General features: G+C 39.6%; 18 protein-coding genes and 1 pseudogene. 11 read left to right on the top strand and 8 right to left on the bottom strand.

Annotated features, from left to right (window positions below; genetic code table 11):
• Window positions 1–20: 20 nt before the first annotated feature.
• From ACL9RF_RS02585 to ACL9RF_RS02575, 3 genes are read left to right on the top strand one after another with little or no spacing between them, the layout of a single operon-like run.
• A complete protein-coding gene (locus ACL9RF_RS02585) occupies window positions 21–3,185 on the top strand; it encodes an efflux RND transporter permease subunit (protein WP_422799025.1) in 3,165 nt (1,054 codons plus the stop codon).
• Between the two features lie 15 nt (window positions 3,186–3,200).
• Window positions 3,201–4,628, top strand: a complete 1,428-nt coding sequence (locus tag ACL9RF_RS02580; protein ID WP_422799024.1) for an efflux transporter outer membrane subunit — start codon at window positions 3,201–3,203, stop codon at window positions 4,626–4,628.
• 33 nt (window positions 4,629–4,661) lie between these two features.
• Window positions 4,662–5,222, top strand: a complete 561-nt coding sequence (locus ACL9RF_RS02575) for a biliverdin-producing heme oxygenase (RefSeq protein WP_422799023.1) — start codon at window positions 4,662–4,664, stop codon at window positions 5,220–5,222.
• A gap of 67 nt (window positions 5,223–5,289) precedes the next feature.
• On the opposite strand, the gene ACL9RF_RS02570 is transcribed toward ACL9RF_RS02575, so the two are convergent.
• A complete protein-coding gene (locus ACL9RF_RS02570; RefSeq protein ID WP_422799022.1) occupies window positions 5,290–6,087 on the bottom strand; it encodes a response regulator transcription factor in 798 nt (265 codons plus the stop codon).
• Window positions 6,088–6,179: 92 nt separating this feature from the next.
• Between ACL9RF_RS02570 and ACL9RF_RS02565 the strand changes: the two genes are divergently transcribed.
• The 3 genes from ACL9RF_RS02565 (at window position 6,180) to ACL9RF_RS02555 (ending at window position 8,841) form a co-directional block, all read left to right on the top strand.
• Window positions 6,180–6,983, top strand: a complete 804-nt coding sequence (locus ACL9RF_RS02565; protein WP_422799021.1) for a DUF5694 domain-containing protein — start codon at window positions 6,180–6,182, stop codon at window positions 6,981–6,983.
• A 37-nt stretch (window positions 6,984–7,020) separates the two neighbouring features.
• Window positions 7,021–7,737 carry a DUF3667 domain-containing protein gene (locus ACL9RF_RS02560; RefSeq protein WP_422799020.1) on the top strand — a complete coding sequence of 239 codons (717 nt, stop codon included), beginning with the start codon at window positions 7,021–7,023 and terminating at the stop codon, window positions 7,735–7,737.
• A gap of 279 nt (window positions 7,738–8,016) precedes the next feature.
• Window positions 8,017–8,841 carry a hypothetical protein gene (locus tag ACL9RF_RS02555; protein WP_422799019.1) on the top strand — a complete coding sequence of 275 codons (825 nt, stop codon included), beginning with the start codon at window positions 8,017–8,019 and terminating at the stop codon, window positions 8,839–8,841.
• A gap of 256 nt (window positions 8,842–9,097) precedes the next feature.
• Here the strand turns inward: ACL9RF_RS02555 and ACL9RF_RS02550 are convergent, their stop codons facing one another.
• Window positions 9,098–9,958, bottom strand: coding sequence for an SDR family oxidoreductase (locus tag ACL9RF_RS02550; protein ID WP_422799018.1), 861 nt, complete (start codon window positions 9,956–9,958; stop codon window positions 9,098–9,100).
• 25 nt (window positions 9,959–9,983) lie between these two features.
• The gene (locus tag ACL9RF_RS02545; protein WP_422799017.1) at window positions 9,984–10,394 is read right to left on the bottom strand and encodes a nuclear transport factor 2 family protein; all 411 of its coding nucleotides are present in this window, start codon (window positions 10,392–10,394) and stop codon (window positions 9,984–9,986) included.
• A 148-nt stretch (window positions 10,395–10,542) separates the two neighbouring features.
• Here ACL9RF_RS02545 and ACL9RF_RS02540 point away from each other — a divergent pair, with 148 nt between their 5' ends.
• A complete protein-coding gene (locus ACL9RF_RS02540; protein ID WP_422799016.1) occupies window positions 10,543–10,899 on the top strand; it encodes a winged helix-turn-helix transcriptional regulator in 357 nt (118 codons plus the stop codon).
• 59 nt (window positions 10,900–10,958) lie between these two features.
• Here ACL9RF_RS02540 and ACL9RF_RS02535 read toward each other — a convergent pair whose 3' ends face one another.
• Window positions 10,959–11,777 (bottom strand): SDR family NAD(P)-dependent oxidoreductase, encoded by an 819-nt coding sequence (locus ACL9RF_RS02535; RefSeq protein ID WP_422799015.1) that lies wholly within the window; start codon window positions 11,775–11,777, stop codon window positions 10,959–10,961.
• Window positions 11,778–11,966: 189 nt separating this feature from the next.
• Between ACL9RF_RS02535 and ACL9RF_RS02530 the strand changes: the two genes are divergently transcribed.
• The gene (locus ACL9RF_RS02530; protein ID WP_422799014.1) at window positions 11,967–12,347 is read left to right on the top strand and encodes a winged helix-turn-helix transcriptional regulator; all 381 of its coding nucleotides are present in this window, start codon (window positions 11,967–11,969) and stop codon (window positions 12,345–12,347) included.
• Between the two features lie 423 nt (window positions 12,348–12,770).
• Here the strand turns inward: ACL9RF_RS02530 and ACL9RF_RS02525 are convergent, their stop codons facing one another.
• Genes ACL9RF_RS02525 through ACL9RF_RS02515 form a run of 3 tightly spaced genes read right to left on the bottom strand, consistent with a single transcriptional unit; the run spans window position 12,771 to window position 14,216 of the window.
• Complete coding sequence (locus ACL9RF_RS02525) at window positions 12,771–13,043, bottom strand: VOC family protein (protein WP_422799013.1); 273 nt, start codon at window positions 13,041–13,043, stop codon at window positions 12,771–12,773.
• A gap of 49 nt (window positions 13,044–13,092) precedes the next feature.
• Window positions 13,093–13,527 carry a GNAT family N-acetyltransferase gene (locus ACL9RF_RS02520; protein ID WP_422799012.1) on the bottom strand — a complete coding sequence of 145 codons (435 nt, stop codon included), beginning with the start codon at window positions 13,525–13,527 and terminating at the stop codon, window positions 13,093–13,095.
• 17 nt (window positions 13,528–13,544) lie between these two features.
• The gene (locus ACL9RF_RS02515; RefSeq protein WP_422799011.1) at window positions 13,545–14,216 is read right to left on the bottom strand and encodes an FAD-dependent oxidoreductase; all 672 of its coding nucleotides are present in this window, start codon (window positions 14,214–14,216) and stop codon (window positions 13,545–13,547) included.
• Window positions 14,217–14,457: 241 nt separating this feature from the next.
• On the opposite strand from ACL9RF_RS02515, the gene ACL9RF_RS02510 reads away from it, so the two are divergent.
• The gene (locus ACL9RF_RS02510) at window positions 14,458–15,786 is read left to right on the top strand and encodes a site-specific integrase (protein WP_422799010.1); all 1,329 of its coding nucleotides are present in this window, start codon (window positions 14,458–14,460) and stop codon (window positions 15,784–15,786) included.
• A gap of 567 nt (window positions 15,787–16,353) precedes the next feature.
• Window positions 16,354–17,385, top strand: coding sequence for a serine hydrolase domain-containing protein (locus ACL9RF_RS02505; RefSeq protein ID WP_422799009.1), 1,032 nt, complete (start codon window positions 16,354–16,356; stop codon window positions 17,383–17,385).
• A 74-nt stretch (window positions 17,386–17,459) separates the two neighbouring features.
• Here the strand turns inward: ACL9RF_RS02505 and ACL9RF_RS02500 are convergent, their stop codons facing one another.
• Window positions 17,460–17,777, bottom strand: coding sequence for a DUF6922 domain-containing protein (locus ACL9RF_RS02500; RefSeq protein ID WP_422799008.1), 318 nt, complete (start codon window positions 17,775–17,777; stop codon window positions 17,460–17,462).
• Between the two features lie 180 nt (window positions 17,778–17,957).
• On the opposite strand from ACL9RF_RS02500, the pseudogene ACL9RF_RS02495 reads away from it, so the two are divergent.
• Window positions 17,958–18,068, top strand: a pseudogene (locus tag ACL9RF_RS02495) (DNA-binding response regulator); the annotation flags it as partial.
• Between the last annotated feature and the right edge of the window lie 5 nt (window positions 18,069–18,073).

Here is an 18,073-nt window from a genome sequence, read left to right as displayed (position 1 = left end):
CTTAACTATATCCAATACTAATGTTAAAAACTTTTATCGATAAACCGGTTATCGCGACCGTGGTTTCTATACTATTGGTGATACTCGGCGGCGTAGGCCTCCTGGATCTCCCCATCCAACAGTTTCCTGATATCGCCCCTCCCGTAGTACAGGTTTCGGCAAATTATCCCGGTGCCAATGCGGAAACAATGGTACGTGCCGTGGCTCCTCCCTTGGAGGAGGCTATAAATGGCGTTGAAAACATGAGCTATATGAGTTCCACATCCAGTAACGATGGTACCTTGATTATTTCGGTGTATTTTAAGTTGGGTACCGACCCCGACCAAGCCGCAGTAAACGTACAAAACAGGGTTTCCTCTGCCACAGGGCTACTGCCTATGGAAGTGGTACAGGCCGGTATTACTACCCAAAAAGTGCAAAACTCGCTTATTATGGCCATTAACCTGATGAGCGATAATCCGGATTTGTATGATGCCACTTACCTGACGAACTATGCACAGATCAATATTATACCCGAGCTGAAACGCATACAGGGTGTAGGTCAGGTAACTTTCTTTGGCAGCAATAAGGACTACTCCATGCGTATTTGGCTAAACCCAGCACAGATGGCAGCTTACAACATTACGCCTACCGAAGTGATGCAAGTCTTACAGAGCAAAAACCAAGAGGCCGCCCCAGGTAGATTTGGAGAGTCTAGCGATCGTTCGTTTGAATATGTGCTGAAGTACTCCGGAAAATACACCAAACCGGAGGAATATGCCAACCTGATAATTCGGGCCAATGGCGATGGGAGCCTCCTTAAGTTAAAAGACCTGGCAACGGTGGAATTGGGAAGCTATACCTATAATTCTCAAAACACCGTACACGACAAACAGAGTATCCTATTTCAGGTTATTCAGCTTCCGGGCTCCAATTCCAGGGAAATACAAACGCAGGTAGCCGAATTTCTAAAAAAAGCAGAGAAGGATTTTCCACCAGGAATTAAACAGCAAATCTTGTACAACACCAAGGATATGCTGGACCAGTCTATTGATCAGGTAAAGCAAACTTTAATCGAAGCATTTATACTGGTATTTGTCGTGGTCTTTATATTCCTGCAAGATTTCAGGTCGACCCTAATTCCGGCAATAGCCGTTCCAGTATCCGTTATCGGTACATTTTTCTTTATGTCGGTATTCGGGTTTTCCATTAACCTACTCACGCTCTTTGCCCTGGTCCTGGCCATAGGTATTGTGGTCGATGACGCCATTGTCGTCGTCGAGGCGGTACATGCCAAATTAAAAAGCAGCGGCGATACGCCGAGGCAAGCCACCCTCTCGGCAATGCATGAAATTACTGGAGCCATTATTTCCATTACCCTGGTTATGGCTGCCGTTTTCCTACCGGTAGGATTTATGAAAGGTTCAGCAGGTGTTTTCTACCGACAATTTGCATTTACCCTGGCCATTGCCATCGTAATATCGGCCGTAAACGCCCTAACCTTAAGTCCGGCTTTATGCGCCCTACTGCTAAAAGGAGACCATAGCGATGCTGACGGAAAACCTAGCTCCTTTAAACAACGTTTTTTCCTGGCCTTTAATCAGGGCTTCGATAACCTTACCTCCCGGTATATCGGCAGTGTCAAGAAAATGATTCATTTTAAATGGGCCAGTATAGGCGGTTTGGTGCTGGTTACGTTGGTTACAGCCTGGATGATCCGCCGTACGCCTACCGGGTTTATTCCATCCGAAGATTTGGGCTTTATTGCCATATCGGTAAACCTCCCGCCCGGATCCTCGATGAACAGAACACAAGCCATTCTCGATGAAGCCGCCAATAAAGTCAGGGATATGCAGGCAAAATTTGCCTTCAACGAAGTCGCCGGCTTCAATGTACTAACCAACTCCACAAGCCCGTCATCGGGGGTAGCATTCTACCGGATGAAAAAAGATGGAGAACGCGGGGAGATGAATGCTGTTACAGAAAATATTGCCGAACTCCAAAAACGACTGAACAGCATACAAGGCGCACAGTTTTTTGTGTTTTCATTCCCAACGGTACCCGGATTTAGCAACGTGGATGCCCTAGATTTCGTGCTGGAAGATAAAGCCGGTGGCAAGCTCGATAAATTTGCCGATATCGCCAACCGCTTTATCGCCGAGTTAAATAATCGCGAAGAGATTGCAATGGCCTTTACCACATTCCGTGCCGATTACCCCCAATATGAGATGACGCTGGACCATGAGAAAATAGCCTTACTGGGTATAGACGAAAAAGATATATTCAGCACCATGCAGGCATACTTCGGTAGCGCCCAGGTGTCAGACTTCAACCGATTTGGCAAATATTACCGCGTTATGGTACAGGCTGAAAAAGAGGAACGTGCCGATCTTACGGCGATGAACGGCATCTACGTAAAAAATAACACAGGGGATATGGTACCCATGAACACCATTTTACAGCTAAAGCGGGTATTCGGTCCGGAGGTAATATCGCGATATAACCTGTTTAATTCCATCGGTGTAAACGCCGTACCGAAGCCTGGTTATAGCACGGGATCGGCTATACAGGCTGTTCGGGAAGTATCCGAAAAAATATTACCTACGGGTTATGCCTATGAGTTTTCCGGTATGACACGCGAGGAAATTGCTTCCGGAGGGCAGTCGGTCGTAATATTTATCCTTTCCCTGGTATTTGTATACTTCCTACTTTGCGCCCAGTACAACAGTTATATCCTGCCATTGGCAGTCGTATTCTCTATTCCTACCGGTATAATCGGTGTTTTTATGGCCATCGGAATGGCAGGAATCGACAACAATATTTATATACAAGTAGCCTTAATTATGCTGATCGGTTTATTGGCTAAAAATGCTATCCTTATTATCGAATATGCCGCCCAGCGTAGGCAGGCTGGTCTGGGGCTGGTTGAATCTGCATTGGAGGCTGCGCGACTACGGATACGCCCGATTATTATGACCTCCATAGCCTTTGTTGCGGGTATTTCGCCGATGATGCGCGCTACAGGTCCATCTGCCATGGGTAACCACTCGATCAGTATAGCTGCTGCCGGCGGCATGATTAGCGGAGTAATCTTAGGGCTGCTGATTATACCGGTGTTGTTTGTGTTGTTCCAGTCTCTACATGAAAAGGTTACGACAAAAAAAATCCAGCTCCCATCCGTGTCTGAAGCTAAAAATCGCCATTAAATACGTATTGAAATCATGAAATTAACCCAAAAATCCATCCGCCGCAGGCAGCTGCTGGTACTAAGTATCTTTGTCATCCTTGCTGGATGCAAAATCAACAAAGATTTGCCGCGGCCAGAGCCAGAATTACCCATCTCCTTTCAGGACAGCATAAATGCCGATACGCTGGGTATAGCGGCTTTACCTTGGCAAAGTTTTTTCCAAGACCAAAAATTACAGGCATTAATCGATAGTACCTTGCGTAATAACTTCGACATGGCCCTTGCGCTAAAAAATATTGAACAGGCGCAGGCCATGGTGAAACAATCGAAGTGGAACCAGCTTCCTATGCTGGAGCTGCAGCTGAATGCGAATACCCTGAACCCCTCAACCTATAGCCTCAATGGAAAAACATCGAGTATGTTTTTGGGCAGCAATCATATGGAAGACTTCGCCGCCACAGCTTTATTATCCTGGGAGGCAGATATATGGGGGAAAATCCGCCTTAGCAATAAAACGGTGCTGGCGGAATACCTCCAAACCGAAGCGTCTAAAAAGGTGCTGCAGACCCAGCTTATTGCCAGCGTCGCAAAAGGGTATTTTAACCTGCTGATGCTCGACGAGCAGCTGCGTGTAGCGAAGCACCATATTCGCCTCAGCGATAGCAGCCTGCATAGTGTTAAGGCCCTTTATGCAGCCGGACAGGTAACAGATGTGGCCGTACAGCAGGTGGAGGCCCAGCACCTGCTGGCCGCAGCCATCCTGCCCTATTTACAACGAGAGATCAGCGTACAGGAAAATGCCCTTCACCTGCTGTCAGGGCAGCTTCCGGGCACTAAGCAAGCCCGTTGCCGGCTGCAGGATATCGAGTTTCCTGCCCAGTTTTCTACCGGGCTTCCTGCGGCAATAATGCGACGTAGGCCGGATATACGGTATGCCGAGCTCGACCTAACGCGTGCTAACGCTAAGGTTGGTATTCAAAAAGCACAGTTTTATCCAAGCTTACGCATCACCGCAACAGGCGGTGTTAATGCCCTAAAAGCCAGCGACTGGTTTAATGTCCCTAACGCGCTTTTTGGGATGGTTGCCGGATCTGTGGTGCAGCCGCTGCTTCAGCATAAACAATTGCAAACGCAGTATAAGATTGCACAGCTGGAACGCGAAAAAAGTGTGATCCGCTTTCGGCAGACTGTTCTACAGGCGGTAGGCGAAATAACGGATGCCTTGACCAAAATCGATAATCTCCACGAACAGCAGCGCGTAAGCGCCCTGCGGGTAAGTAGTCTTCAGCAGGCAACGTCCAAGGTGGATGCTTTGTTTTTAAATGGCATGGCCAATTATATGGAGGTTATTACCGCGCAACGCAATGCCCTGGATAGCGAACTCGACTTGGCATCGCTTAGATGCCAACAGCTACTGGCCATGACCGATCTGTACCGCAGCCTTGGTGGCGGAATATTTTAATAGCTCGTGTATACACAAATAAAATTATAATTTATGCTTATCGAAGAATTAAGAAAACATACTGCAGAAGCACATCAGCAGGTAGAAAAAATCGTTATTAATCGCCTAAAAAACATAAAACAACCGGCAGATTATGTGCACCTGCTTAACGTATTTTACGCCTACTTTAACCAACTGGAGCAGGCTATACAACCCTATATAACGGCCGATATTCTACCCGACTACACCGAGAGAAGGCATGCCGCAATTTTGGCTGCAGATATCGGCAGCTTCGGTTACCTGAGCACTACCGCATTGCCGGCCTCCGTTCCTCCAATTGACAGCAGTATAAAAGCTTTGGCTGCACTGTATGTTATGGAGGGATCCATAATGGGCGGACCGATTATAATCCAGGTATTGGCCCGCCATGGGATACAGCAGGGCACCTTATTTTTCGCGGGTTATGGCGCCGACAGCAAAAGAAAGTGGGAAACCTTTACAGCGGCATTACATAAACATATTCCAGAGGAACACTTTGCTGTAGCCATAGCGACGGCCATCGTTACCTTTACGCAGTTTGCTGAAACTTTTAAGCTGGCCGCAAGTAAAGGCTAGTTTATGGTACAGGTACCCTACAGTGCTTTGCATGGGCTGGCGCGCGGGGTACCTTGCTTTTGTTTTCTTATAATAAACGGTTGCTTATGGCATACACCAGCGCTTCGTTCATATGATTTACCCCCAACTTTTCAAAGAGCTTACGCCGATGAAATTTTACGGTATCCATTGAAACAAAAATTTTCTCCGAAGTTTCATGAATCGTTAACCCGCGGTGGTAATACCGTAATATCTCGATCTCCCTTTGGGTCAAGTTGATTTTGTTTTGCTTTTCCCAGCTTCCCGTTGCCAGATCAAGTTTCCACAGTAGGTTGGAATGCAGTTTTTCTACGGTTACATTTCCAGAGGAAAGGTTGGAAGATAGCGATACGATACACATGGCCTTCCACATCTTCCCTTCTTCGGTTAAAAATACTGGCGTTAACTTGTGGTTTATTAAAATAGTCTTGTTCTGGAGGTCGCGTAATTGGAAGTCGTAGGATATCACATACAATTTCCGCTCATCCACAGGGATTTTTTCATAAAAACTAAATCCTGCTTCATTTATCCGTATTAGCATCTGAAAATCCTCGGCAGGAACATATTTTTCATAAAACCTATACCCCATCTCAAGAACCTGCTGCGGCGTTAATCCGGCAAGAAATAAAGGATTGTCGGATACAAACTCGAAAGTCTTTTGCTGATAGTCGATAAGGTAAACACTTTGGTAGGTAATACGCGAGAAAGCTTTCAGCATTTCCATATAATCCTGCACCTGCATAAGATCCTTTTCTGAAAGATTTGCTACCGTATTTTTTTTTGAAAACAATGCGTTGAAATCCATAGCCAAATAATAACCACCGAAATTAGGAAAAACTACACGCAAGTGTAGCTTTTATTTTTCTGAACTACTCTAATTTTGTACGACAGAGAAACAAAAAATACAGTCACATTCCAATACCATTATTTGAATTATCTATGTTCCGTACACTTATCCCCATAAAAACAAAACTTCTTATCCTAGGGATTTTTGTTTCATGTACAAGCCATGCCCAAAAAATTGAGGTCTTAAATTTTGCAACGTTCCATATGACCCATACCTCCGATGCACATCGGGTAAATTTTGATGAAAAAGATGCGTACCGGAAAAAGGAAACCCTACACATAGCGCAGCTCCTGGCCGAATTTAAACCTACAATTATCTGTGTGGAGCTTCCGCCAGCAAAAAACGAAGCCCTTCGCATGGATTATAGCAACTTTATGAAAACCCCCGCCTATAGCCCTAAGTTTGCTGGAGAAATCGCTTTAATAGCCTACGAAGTAGGAAAATTGCAAGGGGTGAAACAGATTTATGGTATCGACGAGCAGGAAACAGCGGCCTACAACTATGGTATCGCTCAGGAACTCAACAACCCGGTGGATAGCATAACAGCTAAAAAATATAACCTACAGATTCAGCAGGAATTTGCGGGTTTGGAAAAACTATCGACGCTGGAAAAGCTCCAGTTCTTTAACCGAAAAGAAACCTTACAGAAATTAATTAATCTAAATGCCGATATACTAACCTACAGCAGCACGAAGGGTAACTTCGAAGGGGCGGACGAGGCTAGTAAATTTTACAGAAGAAACTTAAGGATATTCTCAAATATCAATCAGATACCAGTAACGGAGAAGGACCGTATTTTTATTATTATGGGTGCCACACACAGCGCATTTCTGGAAGAATTTATCCAACGTAGCCCCAAATATAAGTCCGTAAGTGTTGCTTCATATCTTAAATAAATACTATACTAAACTAAATATTAAATACTGTTAACCTATGAATTGCAGAAACTGTGGAGGGGATGATCTAACCTCGAGATACTGCCCGGATTGCGGACAACCGAAGGAACTAAAACGCATAGATGCCCATTATATTGTTCATGAAATTGAACATGTACTTCATTTCGAAAGGGGTATTTTCTATACGATCCGGGAGTTGTTTACCAGGCCGGGGCTCAATGTAAAAAATTATATCTCCGAAAACCGGAGCCGCCTGGTTAAACCGATTATTTTTATTATCCTGACGTCGCTGATCTACACTTTGATTAACCACGCTTTTCATTTCGATGATAAATATATGGCATATGAAGGTCAAAAAAACAAATCAGCCCTGGTTATGTTTCAATGGATTCAGGATCACTATGGCTATGCCAATATTATGCTCGGTATATTCGTTGCCGTCTGGATAAAAATATTTTTTAAAAAATACCCGTATAACTTCTTTGAAGTGCTTATTCTTCTCTGTTTTATTATGGGGATATCGATGCTTATCTTTAGCGTTTTCGCCATAGCACAGCACTTTACCGCTGTAAATCTTATGGAAATTGCCAGCATAATTTCGGTGCTTTACTGTGCCTGGGGTATTGGACAGTTTTTCGATAAAGATAAATTAGTAAATTATTTCTACGGATTTGCTGCTTACTTTTTAGGACTTCTGACCTTTTCCATGGGAACATTAATACTGGGTATACTTATCGATCTGGTTATTCAATAAACAGCCTTAATACCAATGCACTGCCTACGGAAATACCTGGGCAGTGCAGGCCTTTAACAACCTTTAACCTTGCCCCCTATCCTTGCTAAGGCCAGGTATTTAAAATAAATGTGGATGTACCTAAGCCGAACATTCTGGACTTTTACGGTGCCCCCCACCCACACATTTTCTACAGGAAGGAGAGCCATCGATTTTTATTTTAGCTACCACGTTAAAAAAGTAATTTAATAGCTTAAATATTACTATTTTAGGACGCAAAATATATTAAACAAGTAAACCATGATAAACAAATTAACCAATTATAGATCAACTTGGGTAAAAATGTCCGTACTTCTTACAATTATACTGTTCGGGGGCTGTAAAAAAGAAGAGAAAAAAATAGTAGATTTTGCGCTCAGTTCAAATACCATTGAGGTGCCCTTAAATAGTGTAAGCTATTTGCCGATAAAAAGTGGGAATGGTAGCTATTCTATAGTTACGGAAGATGAACATATAGCTTCCGCAAATTATATAGAAGGGGGTGATTTAACATTTGGTTCCATTTTTTTCAACGGAAAAAATAAAGGGGAAACTACTTTATCTATAACAGACATGGCTACAGGAAGGCTGGAGAAAATACGCGTAAGCGTTACCGACTTTTTTCTACCTCTGGTGGTTTCAGAAACAAATCATCCTGCCTTGGTAAAAAATATGAGGATATTATTGGTTAATAATGAGCGTAAGGATGTTTTCTTTTTCCTAGAAAAAGATGAAAAATTAGAACGCCTGCAACAGGGCACTTTTGCGTTTGAAACGGAACTTAAAGATAAGGTGCGCATACCGTACTTAATTTTGCGCTATCCTGCAGATGAGAATGGACAATTTGTAAACTCAACAACACATGCAGCTGTCGTACATAAATTTGACCTTAGCGGGAGCAGGAGTCAATTTTTTGATCTTATTCGCCAAAGATTTAATGTGAACTGGGAATTACCTGTCGCCCCAGAAACAAAATCATCCCCTATATCGTTTATTGCCGTTAAAATGACAGCAGCAGGAACGAACTATAGCATTCAATCGTATGTTAGTCCATCAAATTGGAAGGATAACATTTCTACCAAATAAGCAAGCTCCAGCAGACCTTTTATCGACCGCGTCATAGGGAACCTAGGCGAGTCCTTAATCCAGCCTCTGCTCCTCTTTTTTTCATGTGTTAGGAAAAAAATCCTCATCCGCGATAATCCACCATACCGCTAGAATTGTATTGCTAAATAAAAGAAATACAATTCTAGCGGTTTTTAGGGTGAATATGCACAGCACTCTTGCTCTATAATGGCATTTTTCTATACCCAAAACATTATTTATCAGCTTTACAGGGATATTAAATAGTAAACAATTCTTTTAAAAACTCTTCTAAAGACGCTGTTGGCCTGCCAAGAAGTTTTTCTAAAGCATCGCTTTCAACAGCATACTGCTGGGTTTTGATATCGTGCAACGTACCGGCATGGAGGTAAACCGCAAAATCTGGTAAACCCATTTCCTGGAGGGATTTTATAAAAACATCCGTTGAAATATCCGTATAATTCAGCTTTTTACTGGTTAATGCAGAAAGTGTAGCAGCGATTTCTTTAAAACCGACACTTTTCGACCCGGTAAAATTATACGTTTTATTGTCATGCCCTTTTTGAAACAGCAAATTAGCCGTGGCCTCGCCCATTTCCCGACGAAGTACATAAGGTACCTTTCCATTTCCTCCGGGCAACTTGATACCTATTTCCAAAACATTTGGCCCCAAAATCTGAGTCAAGGCATCCGCATACATTGTATTGCGTAAAATGCTGTAGGTTAAGCCACTTTCTTTTATATAATCTTCGGTTTGAAAATGGCTAATCATCAAATCTTTAACGCCAGAGGTTTGAATATCATGTATAGCCAAACTCGTATAAATTATATGTTTTACGCCTTGAGCTTTAGCGGCATCGATAACATTTTTATGCTGCTCAAAACGATCCGTATTCATCGTAGAAATCAGCACTAATTTATCAATTCCCTGAAATCCGGCATGCAATGATTCTATGGAACTAAAATTGGCAATCCTCGCCTGCAATCCTTGGGAGGCTAATTTACTTACGCCCTGCTGGTTACTCGATGTAACCACAAAATCACGGGTTGATGTTCGTTTCAGAAGTTGCTGTACAACACTTGAACCTAAATGTCCGGTAGCGCCTGTTATTAATAGCATAAGTATTAATTTTTGGTTTTAAATATTACAGACCTCCCGCGTTGCCGCCATAGGATTCCGGAGCAGCTGAAGATGCAAACTCTTCCATTTTTGAAATCAGGCCATGCGTTATGGTATAAATTTGCACCCACCTATTTTTCATTTCAGCACCGCTCTCCTTGGAGATAAAATGTTCATTTCCTAAAACAATCAGCTTATCCTCACCGGCATCAATAAACTCATTTGTATGGAAATAGACGACTTCTAATGCATGAATATTATATTCAAAAAACATCCGTGCACCTTCTTTTCCTATAAATTTTGCACTCGGCATAATTTGGGTACCGTGATGAATTAATACAGCATCATCTGAAAAGGTATCGACAATGGCATTAATATCCTGCTGCGCAAATACCGCAAACATTTTTTCTACAACTTGCCTTGCTATTGTTTTCATAACATTAATTATTTTTACTATTGTTTTATTTAACACAAAGTAATAGAATAATAACGAGCTGATTACTACCACTTTCATGCAGGAAAGCACTTTCCTGTATGAAAGTAGGTGGCTAAATGTTATAGTCGTATATTTGGAAAAAAACAATATGAAGCCTTTATTTGATGAACCAAAATTTTGTAGATATAGAACGAATGCTGTAAAGGATAGTATGGAGCTATTAACTGGTAAATGGAAAATACATATACTAGGCACTTTGCTTTATGCTGGCAAAATGCGTTTTATGGATTTGCAACGAGAAATCGAAGGCATAGGTTCTAAAATGTTATCCAAAGAATTGCAAGATTTAGAAATGAATCATCTCCTAACAAGAACTGTTTTGCAAACCAAGCCTATTACAGTAACCTATGATTTAACTGAATTTGGTCGAACCTTGGAGCCTGTTATTGATGCGATTGCACAATGGGGAATTGATTATCGAGAAACTTTATTTAACAAAAAGTAATTACAGCACACTTTAAGTTTAGATTAATTATCCAATAACAAAGTTGACGTTAAATTCTTTTAAATTCCATTTAGAAGTCGCTTTGTTATACTATATAATCTTTCCGCTTTTTTTTCGTCGAAAGTTTCTTTTTTCAGGCTATTTTGTTTGCGTCGTGTGTATGAATTTAAATAACCTGCAGGAAGGTTTTCCAAGAGTTCTAGAATAGGAATAATTGCTTTTTCTACTGGTTTTGCCATAAGCTTAAAAATCAGATCGAATAGTAAATTTCCAGTATCCCCCATCCCGGGTGTATTCACGGCCATCGGATTATATAAAATGTATTTAATTTTACCGACGGTATCATTTTTAGCAAATTGAACGCCTGATAAATCATTCAATCTGCTAGCATGCATCATAACTTTTAACGGAACAAAGCTATTTTTATGCTGCATATCTTCCCAATTAACATTACCCTTTAATCCTGTACCACAAATATTTAAAATAAAAGGATTATTGTTTTTCTCCAGCCATTCTTTCCATCCATAACTAAGTATAAACCTACTTAAATAATCCAAGGCAAATGAAAACTCCAAACCTTCCGAAGTTTCAATATATGTCTTGTTATGTTTTGTAGCACAGAAAATTAGTCCGTCCAATCGGGCAAAGTTATTTTTAACGAACTCCAGTAATCTATTATTTTCACTGATCAGACTTAAATTTGCTTGTATAAAAACTGCGTTTTCAACTAGTCCTGATTTTTTGGTTTCCTGTATAAAAAGATCACCACTTTTTTTAGAATTGCTGACTACAAGTACACGGTTACCTTGTTTTAAGAGACTCATGGCGATGCCTTTTCCGATACCCATCGTACCGCCAGTAATTAATATTGTTTTCATACGGTTTGATTTATTATTTTTAAAATGGAACATACCCCATGATATGGTTAAGAAATGGCGTACCAATGCTTGCTATCCATAATACTAACAGTTGACATTCCAAATAAATTATTTTTCAAAATTACGTATATTCACTTCTTAAAAGTAAGTACTATACTTTTGTATAGTACTATACAAAAGTATAATAACATGGAAAACAACAATATAAAGAGTGATGAATTTGAGCCAACATCTATTAAAGAATGTTCAGATCACTATATTTTAGCCGTAAACGATACCATGAACGTTCTACAGGGAAAATGGAAAATACCCATTATTGCCATACTTCTTTATGGTAAAAAACGTTTTGGAGAACTGGAAAGAGCAATTCCAAAGATTAATCCTCGAATGCTATCAAAAGAATTAAGGGATTTAGAGGCAAATGGAATTGTAGAGAGAACGGTTTATGCTACAATTCCCGTTTCAGTTGAATACAAGTTAACCCAGTCTGGAGAGTTATTTAGTGGAGTATTGGATGTTATGCTTCAATGGGGATTACAGCATAGAAAAAATACATTAAAAGATAAATAACATGTATTGAAAGCGAGGGACGGGCGTAAATTTATATGGCAAACACCTAATTCTTCACTCGCGTTTTGCCCCCTGTTTTTTTTACCTGTTCCCTTACTTCGGATACAGTGTAAACGCTAATAACGCTAATCGCTATGACGGCCTCTATATCTAAAAATAATGCCTAGTATAAGCTGTAGCTATATAAATCACTGCTAAGAAGCCCATGGTAGGATATTCGTAAAAAATAACGGTGGCGCTGCAAACCATCCGTATTGCATCCCTACATTTGGTCCTGCACATCCATTTTCCTGACAGGCTTAATTCACCTTCCAGAATATGGATAAACTCCAGCTAATTTCCGTCAGAATCGTCAAAGTAAAGGGCTAATGCAGGCACCCAGGCAAAAACCATTGGTTCGTTGGTACCATCTTTAAGGAAATTTTATGCTTTTAATTCTCTTTCCTGTAAAAAAGTATTCGCCGATTCAAGTATAAAATCTTTGGAACAGCGGAATGCAAAGTACCTCTTCTGTAAATTCTCTGGATGTTCCCACAGTCCGAGCATGGCCTTCTTATTTTCACCGATCCAAAGAAATGCAATAGGCCAGGTTTCATCGTAATGCGCCAGTTGTAGTCCCATTATTTTGGTATAAAACTGAACAGCCGTTCCCAGCGTATTCACCTGAATATGTGCTTTAGAAAATCCCTCAATCATTTTTTATGTTTAGTATGAACAACATATTTAATTCTAAGGCAGTCTGTTTTTAAAGGCTCATATGTATTATAGGATAGTTTTTACCCGACCCATCCTGGTCCGATCTTCCTATTCTCCTAAACCCTAATTTTTCATAAAAGCCAATAGCCTGAATATTCTGTTCATTGACATCGACCTTATCAACAGCACAACTCGCTTTCATAAATTGAAATAGCCTTTTACCGTATTTTTTCCCTCGATAATCATTATGGATAAAAAGCATTTCCAGATTTCCTTCCGATGCAGCAGAAAATCCGATAGGTATCTCATTTTCGACAAGTAAGAATACCTCCAGGTTGGGCAGATAATCTGTTGGAATAACCTGTTTAAAATGTATAAAATCTTCCTCGCTTAGAAAGTGATGTGTAGCGCTTACCGCTGATTCCCAGATTTCCATAATTCTTGGATAATCTTCGATGGTTGCAAGCCTGAATTGTTCTGTCATGCTTATAAAATTAACAATTAAATATTCAAAGATAGCTTTCCTGATGCAATAGTATATGCTTCTTTTAACACCTCAGCATAGGTTGGATGCGCATAACAAACGGAAGCCATATCTTTCGCTGTGACCTCATAATCCAAGCCCACAACTGCCTGTGCTATTAAGTCTGCGGCTCGGGCACCTATAATATGCACCCCCAATAATTCGCCGTATTTCGGATCAGAAAGTACTTTTACAAAACCATCTGTTTCCATGCCGGCTCTGGCTCGGGCATTTACCGCAAATGGAAATTTACCAACATTATAAGCTAATCCTTGTTTTTTTAATTCTTCCTCTGTAGCACCGACCGAAGCAACCTCTGGCCAGGTGTAAACAACAGCGGGAATACGGTTATAGTTTATATGCGGTTTTTGTCCATTTATTGTTTCTACAACAAACACCGCTTCTTCTTCTGCCTTGTGCGCCAACATCGCCCCACCGATTACATCACCGATAGCATAGATATTAGGCACCGTTGTTTCAAGCATAGCATTCACTTTAATAGTCCCATTGCCATTTAGCGCTACATTTGTATTTTCTAAACCCAGATTGGTTACATAAGGTTTTCTGCCTACGGCAACCAAAATATAATCGGCGGTCAGTTCCTGTTCGGCACCTTCTTTATTTTTAAAATAAATTTTCAGTAAAAACACATCAATGATTAATAACAGGAAAATCGGCTGTAAATAAAGACTTTACAGCCGTTTTATGATTTTTTGGTAATGAGGTAAAAAGCAGGAAAAAGCGAGGTTTGGCAAAAGTAAGGTTACTAAAACGTTACTTTTGAAAATAGAAAACAACGTCATTAAAACACTGTATTTCAGCTTTCTGCATAATTTTTCATATTATTCCGTAGCTCACATAGGTTTAATTTTATCATTAAGAATTGTGAGTATGGAAACGATAAAAAAATCAACGTTTAAGGTACTGTTCTACCTTAAAAAGAATGCCCCGAAGAAAAACGGAAAGGTTACGGTTATGTGCAGGATTACCGTAAACGGCAAACAGTCTGCATTCAGGACCAAGCTGGATATTTCTGCATCAAATTGGGATTTGAAGTACGGGAGGGTTTTAGGAAAAAGCCGAGAAGCCCAAGAGGTAAACGGCAAGCTTGATAAAATCCGTTTGGGTATTGAGGAATGCTATTCCAAAATCCTAAAGAATGAGGGGGCTGTAAACAGTACAAAACTTAAAAATGCCTTTCTCGGTATGGAAAGCGGAGAACTGACCTTTTTCAAGTTCTATGAACAGTTCCTTTCCGATTATGAAAAAAAGGTTAATAACGGACTGCGGGTAAATGGTACACGCAGTAAGTACAAAACACTTTTAAAGCACCTACGAAATTTTGCACTGATAAAATACGGCTATTCTGACTTATCATTCAACGATCTTACCTATGATTTTGTACAGGACTTTGATTATTATTTGCGTGACAACCAAAGTTTAACGCATAACACCATTTGGTTGTATATGATTGGCTTTACTACACTTTGCAGGTTGGCAATGAGTAGAAAGCACCTTGCTTTCAATCCGTTCAGCGAGTATAAGAATACCAAAAAGGACAAAGACAGAGGTTATCTACTACGAAATGAGTTGGAACAGCTTGTAACGTTCAACTGCGAGAAAAAGAAAGACGAATTGGTTAAAGACCTGTTTGTTTTCAGTTGCTTCACGGGACTATCCTATTCCGATATGAAAGGGCTTAGTAACAGTAATCTTCAGGATTTCTTTGATGGCAACCAATGGATTATTGTACGCAGGAAAAAAACGGCTACATCTTCAAACGTGATGCTCTTGGATATTCCGAAAATGATTATTGAGAAATATAGAGGATTTTCAAAAGATGGAAAGGTATTTCCTGTGCCATCAAACACTGTCTGCAATAATAGTTTGAAACGAATATCTCAACTGATTGCCTGCCTTAAAGAAAAAAAAGTAACCTTTCATTTGGCACGTCATACGTTTGCTACGCTGTTTTTAAGCGAGGGTGTCCCGCTCGAAAGTTTAAGCAAAATGTTAGGGCATAAGAATATTGCCACCACTCAAATTTACGCCAAAATTCTCAACGAGAAAGTTGGTAAGGGTATGCAAAAGGTATCGCGCAAATTTAAGGGTATGGAGCAGTCTTTTTTTATTTTCCCTGTACCTATTACCATTTCACATAAAGAGTTTTGTACGGATATGGGAAAGCATAACAAAAAACATCCAACACTTTCCCGGTAAATATTTTCGTTATCCTTTCTGTGGCTCTGTCAGCCACAAGAGTTTTAAAAGTAAATAATCCGCTTTTCATAAGCGGAAGTATTAGGATTAACAGGTTTCCAAACAAAACAGATAAAAAGGAAGCTAAGTTGGAAAGAACAGCCCACGCAACAGCCAGCCAAAAGCTTACGGCATAATGAAAAATAAAAAAGAACAACTCACGTCAAATTCTTTTTTATTTTTCACCCTTCGGGACTTATTCCGTTTCCTTTCGGCTTTGGAATGTCCTTTCCGTTTATCTGCTTTCTTTTTTTTTTGTTTTTTGTTTTGGAAAATATTTTTAGAGGGAGTTTTTTGGCTATATTCAGTCGGTTAGAATGCAAATACTACTTGTTTTCCTGACAGGCTTACCCTGACTTCTTTTTCTTGTAGAAATTGCGGAGCAAGAAAAAAGAAGCAAAAAGAACACCGCTTTTTAGAATTTGGTATTTATCACATTGCCTATTAAGCACATTTTCAAATTCTGTATATTTACCATTATAATGGTTGCCATTAATTTTAACAACTTCAATTGTAAAAGAACAAAGTATGAAATTTTCCCTTTTACTATTTTTAGTATTTCCTTTAATTCTCTTTGGACAAAATGATATTCAAAAAATAATTGACCAAGAATATGAAAAAGGGCATTTTAATGGAAGTGTTTTATATTTTGACGGAAAACAAACACAAAAAATCAACAAAGGATTTTCTAATATTCAGTTTGTTGTAGAAATCAATGATAGAACCCGATTTCCAATAGCATCCATAACCAAACTTTTCACATCACTTGCTATTTTACAGCTTGAAGAAAAAGGTTTAATCGATTTCGAAGACACACTCGGAAAATTCATTCCCGAACTTCCTGAAAATTGTAAAAACATATCAATACAGGATTTATTAACTCACTATTCCGGATTAGAAAACGAACCCATAAAAGCCGTGGTTAATAAATATTCTCTCGACAATTACATAAAGGATTTTGTAAAAAAGTCATCAAATGATACTGTGAAATTCAATTATAACAATGTCGACTTTGTGCTACTATCTAAAGTAATCGAATATATTACAAAGAAAGAATTTTCAAAATCAATCGAAGATTTGATCATCATACCTCTAAAACTGGAAAATACAGGCTTTGTAATTGAAAATGAAATTATTAAGCATTTGGCGTATGGTTATCATAACTATTCCTTCGGAGAAGGAGAAAAAGATGAACCTCTTTTTAATGATAGAAGATACATCTCTAATTATTTTGGAGCAGGCGGAATTTATTCAACTACTGAAGATTTATATAAACTTTTACTTGCCATCAAAAACAATGTGTTGATTTCTGAGAACTCGAAAAATAATTTTCTTCTAAAGCCGCAAACCAACGAGTACGTAGATTGGCTCTCGGGAAAACCTACATTTGGTTTCTACTACGATGATAAAACAAATGTTTATAGAAGAAGTGGAAGTATTGACGGATTTAATTCTGAAATCATGTTAAACAAAAACTTCGATAAAATCTTAATCATTCTTTGTAACACAGACACCGCTGACTTACAAAATCTGGCAAATAGAATATACTTAGTAAAATAAATAACAAAATAACTTCAATCTATCTTGTTCAATTCCAGAATTCAAAGAAAACTTAAAAGAATAAAACTTTTATTTTATATCCAATCATACGGTTTGTCCTTACGGTTCAGGTAACAGTACATTTCTTCCTTTTTGAGTTCAGGGAAGAATTTTAGAGCATCCTCAATTGCATAGTTAGGAAGAAAATAAGTTTCGTCACGAATTGCCTTGATTACTTTGTCATATCCATAAAAGCTGACAATTTCATCAATTTCATTTTGACCGCCACGTTCAACAATACGTGCGATTACAGCCAGATAGGCTTTTTGCCAATCCAATTTATCTATATCCGTATCCCAAAAGAATTTGAAATGCAGATTAGGTTTATCAGTGCTTTTTTCTACATTTTTCATATGGATATTACGGTTTGATTTGTGCCAATCATTTCGGCCTTATAGTGCCAACTATTACGGTTCAAATGATGCCACTTTAGTGGTTTAGTTTTCTCCACTATCGGTCCGTTTTTACGGTTCGAATTGTGCCACTACAAAAAGATCAAGAAAGAATTACCTTGTCGCTTTAAATACAGCGACATGGCCAACAAACTTGATCCGATGGACTTAAAACAAATACTCACATTACATCTAGACGGTTACAGTAACCGTAAAATAGGTTCCGTTCTGGGTATTTCCCGCAATACGGTCAACAC

Origin of the sequence: Sphingobacterium sp. Mn56C, assembly GCF_049319645.1 — a bacterium.
Lineage (GTDB): Bacteria > Bacteroidota > Bacteroidia > Sphingobacteriales > Sphingobacteriaceae > Sphingobacterium.
This window is presented reverse-complemented; position numbering and strand designations above follow the sequence as displayed.